This is a genomic window from Halobacteriovorax sp. ZH5_bin.2, from assembly GCF_043196375.1.
In the GTDB taxonomy this organism is placed as follows: Bacteria; Bdellovibrionota; Bacteriovoracia; order Bacteriovoracales; family Bacteriovoracaceae; genus Halobacteriovorax_A.
On sequence record NZ_JBEBMJ010000004.1, the window covers coordinates 19,132 to 39,272 of the forward strand.

Sequence of the window (20,141 nt, forward strand, 5' to 3'; positions counted from 1 at the left end):
ATTCCTTCCTATTTATTAATCTAAATTAAACTTTTAAGTAACTTTGTGGATTATCCCACTGACCTTTCTCATAACGATAAATCTTAGTTTTATCGACAATGATTTTTCCTTCAGCATTTAGTGAGATTTTATATCTTTCAAGTGGTCTCGGAGCAGGCCCTTCGAAGTTAATACCATTTTGGTAATAACCAGAACCGTGACATGGACACTTAAATTTTAACTCGGCAGGAAGCCAGTTAGGAACACATCCAAGGTGAGTACAAATGTTAGAAAGAGCGAAAAGACGTCCTTCCATTTTTACAATCCAAACACCGTAACCATTCTTCCAACGCTCGTCTACACCTTCCTCGTAATCGTTAGGACGACCAGCAACGAAATCCATCTCTGGCTCGAAGTTTACGTTTGGATAAGTGTAACGGAAAATTAATGTTAAGAACCCTGCTACTGCAGAAGTGAAGGCTACCCAACCAACAGTTACGAAACTAAAGAACTCTCTTCGGTTTAACTGTTTTTTTACATCATCAGACATTTTAAAAAACCTCTATTTCTAATCATAAATACACAAATTTAAGTCACGATGACCCAATTTATGATTCATAAGTTATTGCAAATTCATTTTATACTTTGAAGGATGTTATCACTATTTCAACGAATTTAAAACTTCCTTTGCAAGACTAACTACTTTTATATCTTTCTCAATATTAATCATTTTCTCAACGCTTGGCGCCATCTTTTTCCACTCAGCTCGTCTTAATGCAGTGAGTACATTAAACTTAAGGCCACTGATCTCTTGAACAGTTAACTTCTTACCTAAAGACTCATCATTTAGATTTAAAATTTCAATGACTGTCGCAACGGCCTGATCGTTCTTATATGCGATTAATGCTGTCGCTGCAGCATATCTCACAGAAAAACCGAGGTCACTATTGAGCCTCTTGATAAATAAATCTTCTGTACCATCAACTTCATGTGTAGCAAGAGTCAAGATTGTTACTTGCACCATGGCCGCGTCATCTTTATCGATGAAACTTTTTACAAGGTCCCAGTTAAACGAAATACCTTTAGGCATTTTTGACAGTGCTACCATCGCGTGAAAATTAATTTCTGGATTATTTGTTTGTAGAGCATGCTCAAGAACTGGAAGCCCGCCTTCATTCCCAAGTGCCCCAATGGCCACAACAATGAAGTCACGTGTTCTTGGGTCTACAGTTGTCTTATAGATATCTCTTAAATTTGTAACTAACCAAGGAATATCTTCTTCCTTAACTGCACCAGCTGAAATTACTTTAGAAAGCTCAAGTGCTGCAATCCACTTGTTACCAAAGGTTTTCGACTTCATCTCATGAACGAGGTCTTTATAAGAGTGGTCGTTAGAAAGCATTTTCGTCACACCAAAAATGATCAGTGCTCCTACCAGTACGATTGCAATAGGAACCATTAAAGAGCCCATTACCGGATTACTTTCGAGTAGTTTTTTATCTAACTTAGTATTTTGATTTTTCTCGCTCACGAAGAAATTGCCTTATAGTAAATGTTTTATTAAATATGGGATAAGAATTAGCAAATTAGAGTATAGTTGACAATTATAAAAGGTGAAATTATGGCCTATCTACTTAGAGGACTGATCGTTATCATGGTTGCTGCAATTGGACTAACAACTTGCGTAGCACTAGGATTTGTTGATGTGGGCATTAGCCACATTAAATTGGCCATTCCAGCCTATCTTTATACAATCTTCGCGCAAGCGTTCGTAATGTTTTATTTCATTGGTGTTGCCCGTCTTGTGAACAATATCAATTTAATCCTTACGAGTGAGCAAAATTTAAATGAATTATTTGATGAAAATCCAGGTGACTTAACTCCTTATAGAGAAAAAGTGAAAAGGTATGTTCACAAAGCAGATCTTGCAAAGAGACAGACAATTCCTTGGACAATGCTGATGATCATTCTTGGAATGATTGCATTCTTCCTTGGTGGTGCACACGATACTAACATGGTCGAGAAAACAACTCACTCAGGTGTTGCTTATGGTTTTATTGCTTCGATGTTAATTGGGTTTGTTAGACAATGGTGGTTCCTTGGTCAGACTCATCAATTACTTAGAGAAGTAAAGACATTGTTTAGTATCCCTGATGGACAAATGTAGTATCCAATTCAAAGTCCTGTAATTTAACTAAGGAATCCTCGAATCAACTTCGCATTAAAACTTGCCTTAGGGCAACTTTTAAACGCGAGTTGTAAAATGGTGGTTCGTCTCAAGGCCCGATGATTGGGAAAACAGTCGTGAACGGCTAAATCGCCTTAAGCCAAATAAAAACTTTGTTTTTTCCAGGTGGGTTTCGACGAGTTCGAGTTCTAGACTCATAAATAATAACGGAGTCATCCCCTTTTACTTGGGCCATAAATTCTTTTAAATAAGATCTTGGAACATAAAGATTATAATAGAATCCACCAGGAACTGCGAGTCCAGGTTTTACATTATCAACCTGTGTAACTTGATACAGATCCAATAGTTTACTCAGACGCTTTCTTGTATCGTCAGTATCAGCTGAGTTCATCATAACTCGATAAACTTTTGTATTACCGTAACGGCTATCACGATAACCACCACCTTTAATATCTTCCTCAAAAGACGACTGCTCTCTGTCGGCCGAAGAAATATCACGAGGTAGAGTATCGATTGAAGTCAGGACAACTTCCGATTCTACTTCATCACGCTCTTCATCTTCTAAAGTTTCACCAAGAAAGTTTTCAGTGTCATCGACATTTTCAATATCTTTAATATCCAATTCAAATTGTGCAATTTGCTCTTGATCAGCAATCGTTTCATCTGTGAATTTCAAACCTTCATTTTCCCAACGAAACTGCGGCTCATATACACTGATTTTATCTGATAAATATTTCTCATAAGTTCTATTGGCAAACTCAATGGCCCAGACAAGAAAAATTGCGACACCAATAAAGGCAAAGACTTGAGCAAGGCTTTGCATCTTCGAACTTAGATTATCTCTGAATTTTAGCCTCGAGATATTAAAGTTTGTTCCACGAAAGTCTTTTTCCATTTTTTTAACAAAATAGATCCACTCTTGATAAAGAGTTACTTCCATAGAGGTTAAAATCTCGTGATTGTGGCTACCTGAAAATGATAGATCGACACCAAGGTCAGATACTAACTGATTTGCACTAACATTGCGATTACCTGAAAGAATATCATTTAAAGTAAAATTTTCATTGATATAGGCTTCATGCTGAGGAAAAACCTCAACGAAGAAACTACGAAGTAAAATTGAAGTATCGCGCTCACTTTGATGCAAATTACTTGCAAGCTCTTCAATAGAAATATCGCGTGAAATAAAAACAAAACAAATGAATTTATCTCTAAGCCAAGTAAACCATGACTCAAGTGGGCCGACATGAATATTATCGATGATATAGTAGAATCTTTTTGAGATCTCAAAAAGAGTTAAGTCTTCATCAAAGAACACATCCCAAAAGCGTTCAAAATCTTCACGATACTTTCCCTGCCAAGTTACATTTTGAATATCAAGGCAAAGCCAGTCGCGAAAAGATGCATAATCATGATGAAAGAACTTTAATTCATCGTTAACTTTTTTCATTTAAACTCTTTTAATTAAGATACCAATTCCCTGGCCACCACCTATACAAGCACTGGCAATTCCATACTCTTTGCCTTCACTTATAAGTTGGTTTGCTAAAGTCGTTGTAATACGAGTTCCAGATGCAGCAAGGGGATGTCCTAGAGCAATTGCTCCACCCCAGATATTAACCTTATTTACATCAAGAGCAAGCTCTTTCATGCAAGCAAGTGCTTGAGCCGCAAAAGCTTCATTTATTTCCACAAGATCAATTTGATCAAGTTCCATCTTATTATCTGCTAGAAGTTTACGAATCGCCGGTACGGGACCAATCCCCATAATAGTCGGGTCGACACCAACAACGGTACCATCAATAATTTCAGCAATTGGTTTTAAACCATGTTCATTTACAAAGTCTTCACTTGCCACAAGTGCGACGGCCGCTCCATCAACAATACCAGATGCAGATCCAGCAGTAACAAGCCCATCTTTTACAAAAGATGAACGTAGTTTATTCATATCTTCAAGAGAAGCGCCTTCTCTTAAGTGCTCATCTCTTGAAACTGAACCCTTTCTGATTTCTACTTCACAAATCTCTTTTTGAAGCTTTCCATCTCCATAAGCAGCTGTTGCTCGTTGGTGAGACAAGAGAGCAAACTCATCACAATCAGAGCGAGAAACCTCATACTTGGCCCCAAGGTTTTCTGCAGTAATCCCCATTGGGCAACCCGCATGTTGATCAGTTAGAGCATCAAGAAGCATATCCACATTCTTCAATGATCCGTATTTCGTACCAAAGCGTGCACCATATGTTAAATGCGGAACCATTGACATATTTTCAGTCCCACCAGCAAGTACACAATTGGCCTCTTCTAATTTAATTAAACGAACGGCATCTAAGATGGCCTGTATACCTGAGCCGCAAAGTCTATTAATTGTGACTCCAGGTGTTTCTTGCGTACATCCGGCCTTAAGAGCAAGGTGTCTCCCACCGTACATAGTATCTGTTGAAGAAGGGACAACATTTCCCAGGATTACCTGATCAATATGATCGGCTTTTACTCCTATTTCACTAAGTAGTGAATTTGTGGCAGCAACAGCTAAGTCAACTGGCTTAATATCCGTTAAAGAACCACCAAATTTACCAAATGGCGTTCGTTTTCCACCTACTAAAAATACGCGACGGCCTTTATTTAAGGACATATTTGCCTCCATTCACTTACTGTTAAATACTTACTAAAATATATTAGGACGCTTTTATGTCCTAGTCAAAGAAGAGTAATTTATGTCAACAGAAATCAATCGCCAACAGCTAGAGAGATTCAAACAGCAAGAGTATAAGCGCCATGCCTATCAACTAAAGAAGGCAAAGCTTGAGAACTCTCAGGAATATCAGAAGACTGAGAAGAAGCATCTTGCCGACTTAAAAAGACTCAATAAACACTACGAAACAGAAATTAAAAGTGTTGAAAACAGTACAGAACTTAAATTAAAGCAAATTAGAGACAAGCAAACTGAACTCGTTAAAGATGAACGTGGCCGCATGGAGCTTGAGCTTGAAAATATGAAGAAGACTCATGAGGCGAGAGTTGCAGAACTTAAGGAAACTCATGATAATCAGATCGCGCAAATGAATGAGTCACATCGAGATACACTTGATCAAGCGCGCGAAAAATACATGAAAGAAAAAATGAAGTGGGAAGAGGCATAATCTCTCCCAAAGGAAAGTAAATGGAAGCGAATAAGCAAAATGGTGGTGTATTTATAAATGGAAAGGCACAAATTATTGAGATGCTAAAATTTATGAATTCTGAAGAAAGGGCCACTCTCTTGAAGAATATTCAAATGAGAAATCCTACTCTTGCCAAAGAACTCTACGCTGAAAGTATTACTTTCGATACAATCTACGCACTAGATGAGATTGATCTAAACCAAGTTATTAAGTTTATTAAAGCACCTGTTATTGGTGTTGCTCTTAAAGAGTGTGAGAAATCTTTCCAAAAGAAAGTTCTTACTATTCTCCCAAGAGAAGCGGCAGAAGAAGCTTACTCTTATCTTGTAAAAAATCTTGGAGCAAATGAAGCACGCGATATTCAAAGAGCAAGAAAGCGTGTAACTGACACTATTGTCGCCCTCAATAACAGAGGACGACTTAGTCTATAAATCACATTTATAATTAATTTTTCGATCATCAATTTGGGGGCAGTTTTTAATATTGCCCTCAAATTCTGCCCTCAACTCTTTCGTATTAAGCTGCAAATCTAATAACTCTATCTGAAGAAGAATTCCGTCATCACTTAACTGATCCAAACACTTCGCTTTAATCGAATATTCACAATTGGCAGGATTAATCTTAGCAAGATTAACAAGGGCCCTGTGTAACCTCGCATCACCTTTGGTTTTCTTTTCAATCCAAGAGTCAATATCATCACGTACACCGTTATTATTAGAATCAGGTCCACCATGCCAATCACTACTCTTATCACTACAAGCAACTAAGAAAAAAATACTAAATAGTATCAATAACTTATTCATTAATTAACTTCCTAAACTTGGCCTCAACTTCATCAGTAAAAATAAAATCGCTACTTTTCGTTGTATCAAATATTTTATGCTCAGCTAAAATATTAATGGCACTATCGAGACGATCAATTGTTGTATTAACAATTTTCTTAAGCCATAGCTCATTTGAGTCAATAATCTTTGAGACTTCACTTATTGGAATTGGCACAACTTCAACATCTTCAATAGTAAAGCATGATTCATCATAGACCTTACGATTAATCCCACCAGAAACGCCAAGAAAGTCACCTTTCTTATGAGTACCAGTTGGAACTAATCTTCCATTTTGTTCTTTAACTGTTAAAAGAGTTCCAGACTTTATAAGAAAAATAAATTCAGCACTTGAACTCTCTTTAAATAGTAAGTTTTCAACTTCAACCTTACTACTTTCATACGCGGTAAACGTCATCAATCTCTCCTCTCAGTGCCGTACCATAGCGAAGTCCATATGTAGAAAAATGAATAACCTTCGCTTCAATCTTATTCAGAATTGTCTGTGCGCAAATCGCTCCAGACTGTATTGTTTTAGACCTCTTTCCTAAGAAAGAAAATTGTTTACCAAGTGCCTTTGCTTCAACAAGTTGAATACGATCCGTACTCTCATTGAAATCAGCGAGTCCAATACTATAGTTATTAATTGAGTCAGCATCATATGCAGAGGCACCTGAGAACATCAGCGCAAGGCTTGTTAATGTACCGGCCACTCCAATAACATCCTGTCCTACATATGAATCAAGGCTAAACTTTTCAAAAATTTCATCAACTTTAGTTCTTAGTTGACCATCTTTAATCCAATCATCAACTCTCACTGAGCCAATTGGCAGTGAAACAGTTTCAATAATTTCGAAAGGTTTTGTTTTAATAAGAATAAGTTCACTAGAAGCACCACCAACATCTAAGATCAGCTGTTTTTTTGACTTCTTCTTCATCATTTCATTAATTCCAAGGGCCGTATAAAACGCTTCGCCCTCACCAGAAATAATTTCAATATCCAAACCAAGCTCAGACTTAATTCTAGCGAAAAACTCAGGAGCATTTTTAGCAACACGAGAAGCTTCAGTTGCCGTAATAATTATCTTATCACAACCTAACCTCTGACACTCTTCTTGATATTCTTTTAAGGCCCTAAAAGTATCTTCCATTGATTTTTCTTGAAAAACACCTTCTTTATCAAGTCCTCTGCCGAGCCCTGTAATTGTTGAAATTTCTTGTACAATTTCTTTAGAATCACGATCAATAACAAGTAGTAGTGTAGAATTAGAACCAATATCTACAGAACCAATTAAATTCTTAGTCATTTTTGAAAATACCTTTAAATAATTTTTTTATTTTGCCTTTATTCTTTTGAAGGACTTTATCTGTTTCTTTCTTTAGTAAATTCTTAGCAGCACTCTTGGCCAATTTTTCAACAGTATATTCGTAGTCACTACTTAAAGCATAGCCTATCCCTGCTAGGCGATATGGAATTTTGGCTGTTCCATAATCTCTTTCGAGGTCATGCTTTAGCTCTTCTTCATTTACAACAATCGCACCAAGAAGTTCACCAGGAGCCTTGAAGTCAATTTTCCCATTTCCTTCTAAGTTATACTTCCCTTCATCTAATACGACTTTATAACTTTTAAATTGATGATAGCGGTCATCTAAGCGCCCACTAAATGAAATTTCACTGATATCTCCATTAACGGAAATATCTTTTTTCGCTAACTTCTCAAGTTTTTTAAATATACTTCCAACAATATTTGCCAAATTTATCTTATGAAGTTTTGCTTCTTTTACATTTAGTGCAACATTGAAGTCATAACTTTTACCAATTAACTTTCCATCTACCTTACCTGATGCCTTCCCCTCAATAGACCTCACAATACCATGTGGGACAAAAAGGGCAGCACTTGATATATCGACTTCACTAAATGAAGCATTTACTTCTGTCGTTTTCCCTTTCTTATGGATTTCTGAATTAACTTTTAGATTTAGAGGTGCTGTACCAAGTTTTAATCTATTCGATAGAATACTTAGTTTTTTACGGTTTACACTCAGTCCAATCTGACCATTAATTGGTGATTCTCCTAGCATAACATTGGAAAACTTAACTTTAGATTTAACTGGATAATTTGAGAAGACTTCACCATTTGTACTCGAAATATCGACATCAGTATTTTCTTCTTTTACTTCTTCCTTAACAACTTTCTGCTTAGGCATGTGTTCTTTCATTTCTGTCGGAATTTGTATGTCTTGTAGATGCATATTTATGACAGAGGTCTTTAAGTAATCAAAACGATCAACACCAAGAACAAAAGGAGTCGACTGACCAATTTTCACAATCCCCTCAAGAAGTTTTAACTCAATTGCTGATCTTATCTGCTTACTATTTAAGTTGTTTTTAACATTAACAACCACAGGAATGCCGAGTGCAACTATATTACTATCCACACTAGTTGTAATATTGGGAAATAATTTATCATTTCTTGATGTTAGACTGCCCTCGACCTTAAGTTGGCCGTCTTTAATTTTCACTCCGAAGTCACTTACATTAACAAAGTAAGAAGTAATATTATTTAAATCACTTACAAGGTTTATATTATGTAGTTTTAAAACTTCTTTACTTAAATCGTAATCAAAATTTGATTTCATAAACTGGTGTTCTTCAAGTGCAACAACAACTTTTGAAGACATCATCTTCTTCTCAACACCACCATCCATTTTTATAGAAAACTTTTTTAGAGGTTTTATAAGAACACTTGATTTAACATTGTTAATATCGACTTCAGCATTGAAATTTAGTTTTTTTTCTTCAAGCCATTTATCAAGTACAGTTTCACCAATCATTAACACATCAAAAGATGTTTCATTTGGCTTACCTCTTGAAAGAATAAAATGAGACTTCAATTCGAAAACTGATGTTGTATTGAAGCCGATATCTCTTAGTGCAAGCTTTTCAATATTGACTTCACCAAAGCTTCCGCTTCTTAAAGCATAATTTGCATCAATATTGGTTACATTGAAATTTAAAGCTGCATCGGAGAAAAAACTTAGAACGGCCAATCCAGAGTCAGATTCTTCTATTCCCTTCTCTTTAATAGTTACTTTCTTTTCCTCTTTAAAACTAACAGTTTCCTTTGAAGTAAAAGAGTTTTCCCAATTAGAACCTTTCTTGAATTCAATATAACTTACTTTTGGATTATCTATGTTAACAGAGATAGTTCCGTATCCCATAAGCATTGTCCAAAATGGGATTTCTATTTGTAGATTTTCAAATGAGCAAAGAGGAAGTTTTCGACCACCATGAGGGTAAAGGATATCTACCCCCCTAATATTAACTTTAGAATTAAGGCCAAGGGAGTAATCAAGAGACTGAGTCAAAACTTCAGCATTTGGTAAAGTCTTTTGAAGTTGAGTAGTAAAAGCCTGCCTAATGGCATCTGGTTTTAAATTCTTTTTAGCAACAATTAAAATGATTGCAGAGAAGACAATTAAAAACCCTAAAAATAAAAAAATTATTTTTAATGGTGACTTAGTTTTCACATACCCTCCAATGGTATTCTAGATTAAAGTCAGTGGTGCAAATTTTGCCATAAATTTCTTCTGTGCACCGTCATTAAATTTAATCGTTACCTTTTCATCTCCTGTCGGGCCAATACACTCTAAAACAGTTCCTTCACCATAGAGTGAGTGAACAATTTTTGACCCCTTAGGATAAGTTACTTTCTTTGCACTTATACTTGGCGATTTTTCAACTCGATAAACTGGCTCATCATCATAAACGGGATCACATAGGTCGTCCCAATCATTGTCCATTGATTGCTGGCGACCACCGCCTAGTTTTTTCCAAATATAAAATTTATTCGGTATTTCTTGAATAAAACGACTAAAGCCATTGAAGCGTAATTGTCCAAATAACATACGTCCTTGAGCAAAGGTAATATAAAGTCTTTTCATTGCTCTAGTCATTGCTACATAGAAAAGACGACGCTCTTCTTCAATTGCAACCTCACCATTTTCGATTGACTGATAACTTGGAAAAACTGTCTCCTCAACACCTGTAACGAAGACATATTCAAACTCAAGACCTTTGGCCCCATGTATTGTCATTAGGGATACTTCACCCTGATTCTCTTCCTCTTGTCCAATCACTGAATTATCAAGGGTGATTGTTTCTAAGAAGGCTCCAAAACGGCCATTAGGGTTTTGATCCTCAAATTGAGTAAAGGCACTACCAAGCTCTTCTAAGTTTTCCATACGAGCTTGCGACTCATAGTCTTTAGCAGCTCGAAGCATTTCCCAGTAACCTGATTCGTAGAGAAGTTTTTCATAAACAGTCTCTAAACCTTCACCTTCATCATGAGCAACTTTTGCCTCAGTGATTAGGTGAACAAATTGTGAAAGAGAAGACTTAACACGAGACGAAAGTCTAATGTGTTTAAAATCTTCAGGGTTATCCACAATTCTATTAACAACTTCCCAAAGAGAACTATCAGACTTGATTGCCTCTTCTTCGATTTTTCTTAGTGTTGTTGCTCCAATCCCACGCGTTGGTACATTTATGATACGACTTAAGGCCAATGAGTCTTTGTCATTAACAAGAAGTCTAATATAAGCAATTAAATCCTTAACTTCTTTTCTCTCATAGAATTTAATCCCACCCACAACTCGATATGGGATATTAGACTTTCTTAGAGCATCTTCAATTTGTCTTGATTGAGAATTTGTTCGGTAGAAAACGGCCATTTCATCGTAATTAATTTTATCTTCATTATGATGATGGATTAATTGTTCTGCAACAAAGTCTGCTTCTTCACGATCACTAGAGCATTCGACTATTTCAATTGACTCACCTTCTGGATTATCAGTCCACATACTCTTTCCCTTACGTTGAGTATTGCGACAGATAACCGCACCAGCGGCTTCAATGATATTTTTAGAAGATCGATAGTTCTGCTCTAATTTTAAAATTTGAGCATCGCTATAAACTTCTTCGAAGTCTAGAATATTTCTAATATCCGCACCACGCCAAGAGTAGATCGACTGATCCTCATCCCCAACAACACAGATATTTCTTCTTTTCATGGCAAGCTTTGTGACTAGATCAAATTGAGCACGGTTCGTATCCTGATACTCATCCACAAGAATATAGCGGAAACGATCTTGGTACCTTTCAAGCACTTCAGAAAATTTTTCGAAGAGCTGAATAACACCACAGATAAGTCCACCAAAGTCTGTGGCGTTAGCCTTGTGAAGTTCTTTTTCATACTCAAGATACATATCGTAGAAAATATCATCACTTTCTACTTCATAATCTTTATCTGAAATATCACGATCCGGATAATGACCGTGATTCTTAAGGTCTTCAATAAAGTATAGTACTTCAGACGGTGACGTTTCTTTTTGCGAAATTCCACGGCGGTTTAAGATCGCTTTTACAACACTCTTTTGTTCAGACGTATCATAAATCGTAAAATTTCGACTAAGGCCTAAGTAGTTTGCCTCAGACCTTAGCATTTTTGCGCAAAAAGAGTGAAATGTTGTCACTTGAAGTGCACCCACATCACAACTAACATCACGTCCGACACGATCACGCATTTCTTTTGCGGCCTTATTCGAGAACGTCAAGGCCAATAATTGAAAAGGAGAAATATTCTTTTCTTCTAAAAGATAAGCAATCTTTGTAACAAGCGTTCTTGTCTTTCCTGATCCTGCACCAGCAAGGATCATCATTGGTCCATCAATCTCTTTAACGGCTTGACGTTGTTGAATGTTGAGATGATCTAACTTCATTTAAATTCCTAATTTACTCTTTTTATTCTACAGTTACTGACTTTGCCAGGTTTCTTGGCTTATCAATATCTGTTCCTAAATTCTTAGCAATATAATATGCAAGCAGTTGGTTAACTACGTTTACATATAAAGGTGCTAAATCTCCAAGACCTTCAAAATTAAGTTCGATATAGTGATCAGAGATTTCTCTTAAATCTTCCTTACCCTTTGGACCGATCGAAACAATTAATCCCTTACGAGCTTTAATTTCTTGAATGTTTGAAACTGTCTTCTCATATAGTTCTTCACCAACTAAGGCGATATTTACTTTCTCTTCATCAATAAGAGCGATTGGACCGTGTTTTAGTTCACCTGAAGCATAACCTTCAGCGTGTACGTAAGCGATTTCCTTAAGCTTTAATGCACCCTCAAGAGCGATTGGGAAGTAAGAACCACGTCCAGTATAAAAGAAGCCTTTGAACTTATAGATTGCATCGGCAACATCTTTAATAGATTTCGTATTATCAAGTAACTGCTCTACTCTTTGAGCAAGTAAGCTATAACGTGCTGATAATGAATTTCTTAGTTCATCATTCATGCTTCCATTTGCAATTACTTCAGAAAGAGTTTTACCTGTTAGAACTTGCTGAGTGAAAGCCTTTGTTGAAGCAACACCAATTTCAATACCTGCACGAATCATAAGGTTGACATCACAATCACGATACAGCGTAGAGCCTTCAGTATTTACAATCGAAAGGGATTTCATTCCCCTTTCTTTACACATTGTTTGGGCCGCAAGAGTATCTGCTGTTTCACCAGACTGAGAAATAAACATAGCTAATTCATTCTGATTTAGAATTGGATTTCTATAACGGAACTCACTCGCAACTTCTGCAAAGCATCTAATACGGTTATTTAATTCAAAATAATCCTTAATCACAAGTCCTGCGTAATAAGCAGTTCCACATGCAGTAATACTAACTGCATCCATTGGTAGTTTTGTTGCCGCTTCTAAGCTCTCTTTCCCTTCTCCTTGAAAGTAATATTGAGTGAGAGAACGAATTAACTCTGGCTGCTCGTGAATCTCTTTAAGCATATAGTGTTCGAACTCACCTTTAGAAGCAGGGTCGTGATCAATCGTCTGCTCTTTTGACATATATCTGTGAGTCTTTGTTCCATCTAATTCATAGAAGTTCAGTAGTTGATTATTTTTCACACTTAAATGGCAAAGAACATTATCTTCAGGGAAGTAAATACGATTTGCCATACCTGCAAGAGCATATGGATCACTTGAAACAAATACTTCAGAGTTTACTTCATTACTTCCACATACTAGTGGAGCACCTTTTTTAACTGCAAAGATTTCATCTGTTTCACGATTTAGAACAACAAATGCAGAAAAGCCTTCAATTCTTTCAAAAGACTTGATGACCGCTTCTTTAATTGGAGTTCCTTGACGCTTGTGAAAAATAAGAAGACCAAGAAAAGTCTCAGAATCTGTTTCAGATTCAAAGTAAATTCCATGCTCTTTTAGTTCATTTCTAATTTCAGTAGCATTTTCAATGATTCCATTGTGAACCATTGCAATCCCATCTTTTGTCGATACGTGTGGGTGAGCATTATAATCTGTTACACCACCGTGAGTGGCCCAACGAGTGTGCCCAATGCAAGATCTTGCATGAATATCTTTACCTTCAAGCTCGGCTTCAAGGTTAGCGATTTTACCTTCTTTTTTATAAACGAGAAGTTCATCATTTTTACTGATGAAGCTAACTCCAGCTGAATCGTAGCCACGATACTCTAATCTTCTAAGTCCTTCTAGAACAACGTCAACTGAATTTGATGGCCCTAAATGCCCAACAATTCCGCACATAGTCACTTCCTTATATGTTTAAAAAATACTAATTTAAGAAAGATACCATTTTGCGGGCGAAAATAAAATTTTTGCGGGCCTATTTGTCGTTTTTTTTCCTAATGAAACGCTTTGCCATGCCTTCTTTCGTCTCTTGACGCCCTCTAGCAATTGCAAATGAACCATCTGGCATACTTTTGCTAATAGTTGAACCTGATGCAACATAGCATTCTTTACCAATCTCAATAGGAGCAATCATTTGTGAATCTGATCCGATAAATGACCCATCACCAATAATTGTTTTATGCTTATTGGCCCCATCATAATTACAAGTAATGAATCCACAACCGATATTTACGTTGTCACCAATTTCAGCATCCCCTGCATAACTTAAATGTGAGACAGCAGATTTCTTACCGATCTTAGACTTTTTAATCTCAACGAAGTTTCCAATCTTTGCACCTTCACCAATATCACTTCCTGGTCGAAGCTGCGCCATTGGCCCAATTGAGGCACCTTTCGATACTTTTGAGTCTGTTATATAAGAATTTGCCTTAATGATCGCACCATCTTCAATGATTGAATTCTTAATGGTTACGCCTTGCTCGATGACTACATTCTTTCCAATTACAGTTTTGTCATCGATAAAAGCATTTTGGAAAAGGTGTGTTCCTTGACCAATATTTTTAGAATAACAGTAAGTGTGAGACGGATCAGTAAAACGTACTCCTGCTTCAAGCATTAGGAAACGAGCAATAGAGCGTCTTAAATAGATATCTGCCTGTGAAAGCTGAATAAGGTTATTTACACCGAGAAACTCACGCGCATCTTCAAAAAGTAGAGGGGCCACATTTGCTTCAGGGCTAAAAGTATCTGTTAAGTAGAATTCTCCAGATTTATTATTATCTGAAAGATTAAAAACATGATCCATTAAATAAAGAGTTTTAAAAATATAAAGGCCAGAGTTTACTTCCGTTACAAGCCTTTGTTCTTCTGTTGCATCCTTTTCTTCAACAATTTGAAAGCCTGTTCCCTTGCGAATAATACGGCCATAGCCAGTAGGGCTATCAGCAGTGAAAGTTGCACACACGGCATTTGGACCTTTTTCAATCTCTTCAATAAGAGCACTGATAGTTTCTTTTGTAATCAAAGGCGTGTCCGCACAAGTAACGATTGTGTAGTCATAGCCACGAGAGTGCTCAAAATCTTTTAAATATGTTTGTACAGCATGTCCTGTACCTAACTGCTCTTTTTGATAAACATAGTTGATCTTCTCATGTCTTTCATTAACGTGTTCTTCAACAAGTTCACGTTGATGACCAGTTACTAGAGTGATGTCTCCAAAATCTTTAAATGTTTCGATGACATAATCGACTAAAGTATTTTGGTGTAATGGTGCTAGTGGTTTTGGGATATCCATTTTTAACCTTGTTCCCTTACCAGCAGCAAGTACAACTACCGCAACTTTCTTTGTCGTATGTTCTGACATATTAAAAACTCCTAATAACCGACTATATCGGTCTCCTTTCACTTTATGAAATTACAACACATTAACTAAATCATAGCAAAAAAATCAGTTAAAAAACTCAAAAAAATCACGCATTTTCGCTCTTTTTATTAAAGAGTTTTTTTTATTGCCCGATGTTAATTAAGAACAAATTGCCTATATTGCGCCGACCTGTTGGAGGAAAGATTTATGGTTACAAATTACGAGGGTGAGAACATTGAGTTTAAGGAAGAATTGGCCCTCTTACCAATCCGAGACTTAGTTATTTATCCATTTATGATTTTACCTCTATTTGTTGGTAGAGAAGCATCAATTAAAGCTATTGACCACGCTATTAATCATTCAGATCGTCTGATTCTACTTTCGAGTCAGAAAGATATTGTTGCAGAACATCCTGCACCAGAAGAGATTTATGAACTTGGTACTGTTGCCATGATCATGAGAATGAGAAAGCTTCCAGATGGAAGAATTAAAATTCTAGTACAAGGTTTATCAAAAGCTAGAATTACTTCATTTGAACAACAATCACCTTTCTATATTACAAAAGTAGAAAAGGTTGAAGATACAACGACTGATAGTTCAAATATTGCAACAACAGCTCTTATGAGAACGATCAAGGAACAACTTGAAAAAGTTATTCAACTTGGAAAAGTTCTTTCTCCAGATATTCTAATGGTTCTTGAAGATATTACGGATGCCTCAAGACTTGCAGATTTAATTGCATCAAATTTAAATCTACATGTTTCAGAAGCACAAACAATTCTTGAAACACTAGATCCAGTAGATCGTCTACATGCAATCAATGATATTCTAAATCGCGAATTAGAAATCCTAATGATGCAACAAAAGATGAAAACAAATGCTTCATCTGAAAATGCTAATCAAAGAGATGTTTTCCTAAAAGAACAAATCAAAGCGATTAAATCAGAACTTGGTGACGGAAACTCAGAACAAGATGAATTCGCAGAATTCAGAAAAAGAGTTGAAGAAGCAGGAATGCCAGAAGAAGTTCTTAAAGAAACAACAAAGCAACTTGCACGTCTCGAAAAGATGCACCCAGATTCATCTGAAGCAAGCATCATGAGAAATTATATTGAGTGGATGTGTGACCTTCCATGGAGTAAAAAGTCTGAAGAGCATATTGATCTAGATTCCGCTCTTGAGATCCTTGATGAAGATCACTTTGAACTTACTCAAATCAAAGAAAGAATTCTTGAGCACCTAGCAGTTAGACAACTTAAGGGTGATGATATGAAAGGGCCAATCCTATGTTTCCAAGGTCCTCCTGGTGTAGGTAAAACTTCAATCGGGAAGTCAATTGCTCGTGCTACGGGAAGAGAGTTTGTAAGAATTTCTCTTGGTGGTGTAAAAGATGAAGCAGAGATTAGAGGTCATAGAAGAACATATGTTGGAGCAATGCCAGGTCGTTTTATTCAGGCGATGAAGCAAGCAAAAACAAATAACCCAGTTGTTCTACTTGACGAAATTGACAAGCTATCTGGTGACTACAAAGGTGATCCGTCAGCAGCTCTACTAGAGGTTTTAGATCCAGAGCAAAACGTAGAATTTAGAGATCACTACCTAAACGTACCTTTTGATCTTTCAAACTGTATGTTTATTGCAACTTCAAATATGCTTGAAAATATTCCAGGTCCACTAAGAGATCGTATGGAAGTAATCAACCTATCTGGTTACACAAGAGAAGAAAAAGTTGAAATCTCAAAAAGATATATCATCCCTAAACAAATGGATGAAAATGGTATCAATAACGAGCACGTAGTATTTACTGATGAAGGTGTTGAGAGTGTTATTGAGCACTACACTTCAGAAGCAGGTCTTCGTAATCTAGAGAGAAGAATCGGTACTCTATGTCGTAAAGTAGCAATGAAAATCGCTAAGGGTGATATGGGGAAAACACATATCGTAAAAGATACTGTTGTTAAATACTTAGGTCCACCAATCTTCGTAAAAGAAGATCACAAAGATGAAGATGAAGTTGGAGTATCAACTGGTCTAGCTTGGACATCTCACGGTGGTGAAGTTCTTTACATCGAAACAACAAAGATGAAAGGACAAGGGCTAACTCTTACAGGTCAACTTGGTGACGTAATGAAGGAGTCTGCAAAAACGGCAATTAACTACATCAGATCTCGTGCACTTTACATGGGAATCGATGAAGATATTTTTGAAAATCATGAGTTCCACGTACACTTACCAGCTGGTGCCACTCCAAAAGATGGACCTTCTGCAGGTATCACATTAGCAACGGCCCTAGTATCAAATTGTACAGGTGTTCCAGTTAGCCGTGATGTTGCAATGACTGGTGAGATCACTTTAACAGGTAAAGTTCTTCCAATTGGAGGACTTAAAGAAAAAGCTCTAGCAGCTCTTAGAATGGGTATCTCTACAGTTGTTATTCCTTGGGGCAATAAGAAAGATCTTGTTGATATTCCTGAGAACCTAAGAGAGAAAATCAATTTTGTTCCTGTTAAAACAATTGATGAAGTTCTTGATATCGCACTAGTAGACTGGGTCGCTTACAAGAAAGAAGTTCAAATGAAAAAAGTGGACGAAAAGCATCAAGAAAAAGTTAAAGCTGGCGTTGCCGCTTAAATAGAGAGGGCCAACAAGGCCCTCTTTTTTTTTATCCAACATTAAATTAAAATGGAATGTATATGGGAAAAGAAGAAATGAAAGTAATGATTGTTGACGACTCTGAAATCTCTAGAACTTCTGTTAAGGATATTTTAGAGCAGGAAGACTATGTGGTTGTCGGTTGTGTCGGTAGTGCACAGGATGCTCTAAAGCTTGCTTTTGATAATCCTCCAACACTATTTATCATAGACGTTATTATGCCAGGAATCAGTGGACTAGAACTTGCTGAATCTGTTGCCACTAACTTCCCAAACGCAAAAATTCTAATGATGTCTTCACTTGATATTGAATCTGTATGCATTGAAGCAATTTCTTCAGGTGCACAAGACTTTTTAGTAAAACCATTTAAAAGAGAAGATCTGCTTAGATCTGTAGATAAGCTGACTCATGATATTGCGTCAGAAAAAGCGAGTTAATTGAATGTTTAGGTTTTTAATTTATTTTACAGTTAGTTTTTTAATCTTGGCTTTTCCCGTAGCTAAGAATTCAACAGTATTTGATAGTATTAATAAACCACTAAAACCATATACACAAAAAGTATATTCAACAATCGCCTTTTATTTGAATACAAGCCTTAGTGAAGGCAAAGAAATGACAGTAAAACTTTTCAATAATACTGCTAAGAAAGTGGATTACGTTAAAAGAGAATCGTCAGGTATTACGAAGCCAATTGGTAAGAAAGTTCAAGGCCTCGACGCTCTGGATGATTATCAACATGGTGAGTATACAGTTGAAGAACGTGAGGCCCTTTTAAAAGTATTACGAGAAAGTGAATAAATTATTGATTAATAGACTTTGACTCTGTCTCTTTTTCAATAGTCCCACCAGAACTCGCAATTAAATTATCAATTTCTTGCATTTTTTGTTTTAGGTTTAATCCCCTAGTTTCACAAATAGAATCATCAGACGTATTTGTTGTCGCTTCTTTTACTCCGGCAAATACCTGAGATGATAGTAGTGCTAGTACAGATAATAAAAATAACTTTTTCATAATACTTCTCCTTTTGTAGTCACTATATTCAATGCATGAAGTATGCCAACAAAGCAGATAGTACTTTCGATAACTTACCATATCCCCATTGTTTAAGAAGTATACACTTTAACAACGCTGTCTAGACTTTTAACACCTATCTTTCAACCTTAAGTATTTTTCCCGAATCTGTTGTTAAATAGAGCTCTCCGGCCGGTGAAACCACAATCTGGCGCATTCTCTCTTCAAGCTCTACTAAATAGCTCTCTTGAGAAATAACCTTATTTCCGTCCATTTTAAGCCTTCTGAGATGCTCGCTTCCAAGTGCAGCTAAGAATATATCCCCTTGCCAATCTTTATACTTACTTCCTTCATAAACAACCATACCAGAAGGAGAGATACTTGGTGTCCAATGAACAAGAGGCTGCTCCATTCCTTTCTTTTTCTCTTCCCCAATACTTGGGCCCCAATATTCCTTACCATAAGTGATAATAGGCCAACCGTAATTTAAACCTGGCTTTATTAAATTAAGTTCATCTCCGCCGCGAGGACCAAATTCACAACTAAAAACTTCCCCGTTCTTATTCAACGCAATTCCTTGTGGATTACGATGTCCATAGCTCCAAATTTCTTTGAGAGCACCCTTTCTATTTTCAAAAGGGTTTCCTTTGGCCGGCGTACCATCAAGATTTAATCGTAGGATTTTACCATTATGATATGAAAGATCCTGAGCATACTTTCTTTCTCCGCGGTCACCAATAGTCATAAAGAGATAATTATCTTTAAACAACAAGCGTGAACCAAAGTGGCGACTGGTATCACTTACAACTTTTGTTTCTAAAAGTATTTCGGCCTTATTCAACTTCATCTTAGTATATTCTGCTCTTGCCAATGTCGTTACGACAACACCCTTTACTTCTGAAGAATAAGTGAAGTAAGCATAGTCTTTGCCTCCAATCTTCTTGAAAACAATATCGAGCATACCACCTTGGCCACGAGCTTTTACTTTTGGGGCCGCAAGCTCTTTTGTCTGTTTAGTAGAGAAATTATGATATTTAATTTTTCCACTTCTTTCGGTAAAAAGGATTTCATTTTCATTGATAAAACTAATTCCCCAAATAATTTCATTAGTTTTAAAAACTTCTTTTGCACTAACTTTCGCAAACGAAGAAATAGAAATAAGAGAACTGATAATTAGAATTACTGATTTGAGACTTTTCATAAAGAAAGTCTAGCATGATAAGAGTA

General features: G+C 36.5%; 19 protein-coding genes. 6 read left to right on the forward strand and 13 right to left on the reverse strand.

Going from position 1 to position 20,141, the window contains the following annotated elements:
* Nucleotides 1–25: 25 nt before the first annotated feature.
* Nucleotides 26–529, reverse strand: a complete 504-nt coding sequence (locus ABMA76_RS10920) for a ubiquinol-cytochrome c reductase iron-sulfur subunit (protein ID WP_021267552.1) — start codon at nucleotides 527–529, stop codon at nucleotides 26–28.
* Nucleotides 530–640: 111 nt separating this feature from the next.
* On the reverse strand, nucleotides 641–1,510 hold the full coding sequence (locus ABMA76_RS10925; RefSeq protein ID WP_392911165.1) for a HEAT repeat domain-containing protein: 870 nt from the start codon (nucleotides 1,508–1,510) through the stop codon (nucleotides 641–643).
* A gap of 90 nt (nucleotides 1,511–1,600) precedes the next feature.
* Here ABMA76_RS10925 and ABMA76_RS10930 point away from each other — a divergent pair, with 90 nt between their 5' ends.
* Nucleotides 1,601–2,146, forward strand: a complete 546-nt coding sequence (locus ABMA76_RS10930) for a hypothetical protein (RefSeq protein ID WP_392911163.1) — start codon at nucleotides 1,601–1,603, stop codon at nucleotides 2,144–2,146.
* A gap of 145 nt (nucleotides 2,147–2,291) precedes the next feature.
* Here the strand turns inward: ABMA76_RS10930 and ABMA76_RS10935 are convergent, their stop codons facing one another.
* Both ABMA76_RS10935 and ABMA76_RS10940 read right to left on the reverse strand, forming a co-directional pair.
* On the reverse strand, nucleotides 2,292–3,617 hold the full coding sequence (locus ABMA76_RS10935) for a hypothetical protein (RefSeq protein WP_392911160.1): 1,326 nt from the start codon (nucleotides 3,615–3,617) through the stop codon (nucleotides 2,292–2,294).
* The gene (locus ABMA76_RS10940; protein ID WP_393061592.1) at nucleotides 3,618–4,799 is read right to left on the reverse strand and encodes a thiolase family protein; all 1,182 of its coding nucleotides are present in this window, start codon (nucleotides 4,797–4,799) and stop codon (nucleotides 3,618–3,620) included.
* An 82-nt stretch (nucleotides 4,800–4,881) separates the two neighbouring features.
* Here ABMA76_RS10940 and ABMA76_RS10945 point away from each other — a divergent pair, with 82 nt between their 5' ends.
* Nucleotides 4,882–5,307: a hypothetical protein gene (locus ABMA76_RS10945; RefSeq protein WP_392911156.1), complete on the forward strand. Its 426-nt coding sequence runs from the start codon at nucleotides 4,882–4,884 to the stop codon at nucleotides 5,305–5,307.
* A gap of 20 nt (nucleotides 5,308–5,327) precedes the next feature.
* Nucleotides 5,328–5,759, forward strand: coding sequence for a FliG C-terminal domain-containing protein (locus ABMA76_RS10950; RefSeq protein ID WP_392911154.1), 432 nt, complete (start codon nucleotides 5,328–5,330; stop codon nucleotides 5,757–5,759).
* On the opposite strand, the gene ABMA76_RS10955 is transcribed toward ABMA76_RS10950, so the two are convergent.
* The 7 genes from ABMA76_RS10955 to glmU form a co-directional block, all read right to left on the reverse strand.
* Nucleotides 5,754–6,131, reverse strand: coding sequence for a hypothetical protein (locus ABMA76_RS10955; protein WP_392911152.1), 378 nt, complete (start codon nucleotides 6,129–6,131; stop codon nucleotides 5,754–5,756). The two genes, ABMA76_RS10950 and ABMA76_RS10955, sit on opposite strands and share 6 nt — an antisense overlap.
* Nucleotides 6,124–6,567 (reverse strand): cyclic nucleotide-binding domain-containing protein, encoded by a 444-nt coding sequence (locus ABMA76_RS10960; protein ID WP_392911150.1) that lies wholly within the window; start codon nucleotides 6,565–6,567, stop codon nucleotides 6,124–6,126. The genes ABMA76_RS10955 and ABMA76_RS10960 overlap by 8 nt, the downstream gene beginning before the upstream one ends.
* Nucleotides 6,548–7,456: a hypothetical protein gene (locus tag ABMA76_RS10965; protein ID WP_392911148.1), complete on the reverse strand. Its 909-nt coding sequence runs from the start codon at nucleotides 7,454–7,456 to the stop codon at nucleotides 6,548–6,550. Before ABMA76_RS10965 ends, ABMA76_RS10960 begins: the two co-directional genes overlap by 20 nt.
* A complete protein-coding gene (locus tag ABMA76_RS10970; RefSeq protein WP_393061594.1) occupies nucleotides 7,449–9,680 on the reverse strand; it encodes a hypothetical protein in 2,232 nt (743 codons plus the stop codon). The genes ABMA76_RS10965 and ABMA76_RS10970 overlap by 8 nt, the downstream gene beginning before the upstream one ends.
* 18 nt (nucleotides 9,681–9,698) lie before the next feature.
* The gene (locus tag ABMA76_RS10975) at nucleotides 9,699–11,930 is read right to left on the reverse strand and encodes an ATP-dependent helicase (RefSeq protein ID WP_393061596.1); all 2,232 of its coding nucleotides are present in this window, start codon (nucleotides 11,928–11,930) and stop codon (nucleotides 9,699–9,701) included.
* A 22-nt stretch (nucleotides 11,931–11,952) separates the two neighbouring features.
* Nucleotides 11,953–13,782 (reverse strand): glutamine--fructose-6-phosphate transaminase (isomerizing), encoded by a 1,830-nt coding sequence (gene glmS / locus ABMA76_RS10980; RefSeq protein WP_392911142.1) that lies wholly within the window; start codon nucleotides 13,780–13,782, stop codon nucleotides 11,953–11,955.
* A gap of 79 nt (nucleotides 13,783–13,861) precedes the next feature.
* Nucleotides 13,862–15,250 (reverse strand): bifunctional UDP-N-acetylglucosamine diphosphorylase/glucosamine-1-phosphate N-acetyltransferase GlmU, encoded by a 1,389-nt coding sequence (gene glmU / locus ABMA76_RS10985; RefSeq protein ID WP_392911140.1) that lies wholly within the window; start codon nucleotides 15,248–15,250, stop codon nucleotides 13,862–13,864.
* A 207-nt stretch (nucleotides 15,251–15,457) separates the two neighbouring features.
* Between glmU and lon the strand changes: the two genes are divergently transcribed.
* The 3 genes from lon to ABMA76_RS11000 all read left to right on the forward strand — a co-directional run bounded on the left by lon (nucleotide 15,458) and on the right by ABMA76_RS11000 (nucleotide 18,700).
* A complete protein-coding gene (gene lon / locus ABMA76_RS10990) occupies nucleotides 15,458–17,881 on the forward strand; it encodes an endopeptidase La (protein ID WP_393061598.1) in 2,424 nt (807 codons plus the stop codon).
* A 62-nt stretch (nucleotides 17,882–17,943) separates the two neighbouring features.
* Nucleotides 17,944–18,339 (forward strand): response regulator, encoded by a 396-nt coding sequence (locus ABMA76_RS10995; RefSeq protein WP_392911136.1) that lies wholly within the window; start codon nucleotides 17,944–17,946, stop codon nucleotides 18,337–18,339.
* Nucleotides 18,340–18,514: 175 nt separating this feature from the next.
* Nucleotides 18,515–18,700: a hypothetical protein gene (locus ABMA76_RS11000; RefSeq protein ID WP_393061600.1), complete on the forward strand. Its 186-nt coding sequence runs from the start codon at nucleotides 18,515–18,517 to the stop codon at nucleotides 18,698–18,700.
* 1 nt (nucleotide 18,701) lies between these two features.
* Here ABMA76_RS11000 and ABMA76_RS11005 read toward each other — a convergent pair whose 3' ends face one another.
* Together ABMA76_RS11005 and ABMA76_RS11010 are read right to left on the reverse strand one after the other, a co-directional pair.
* Nucleotides 18,702–18,914 carry a hypothetical protein gene (locus ABMA76_RS11005; protein WP_021267597.1) on the reverse strand — a complete coding sequence of 71 codons (213 nt, stop codon included), beginning with the start codon at nucleotides 18,912–18,914 and terminating at the stop codon, nucleotides 18,702–18,704.
* Between the two features lie 136 nt (nucleotides 18,915–19,050).
* Nucleotides 19,051–20,115, reverse strand: coding sequence for a PQQ-dependent sugar dehydrogenase (locus tag ABMA76_RS11010; protein WP_392911134.1), 1,065 nt, complete (start codon nucleotides 20,113–20,115; stop codon nucleotides 19,051–19,053).
* Between the last annotated feature and the right edge of the window lie 26 nt (nucleotides 20,116–20,141).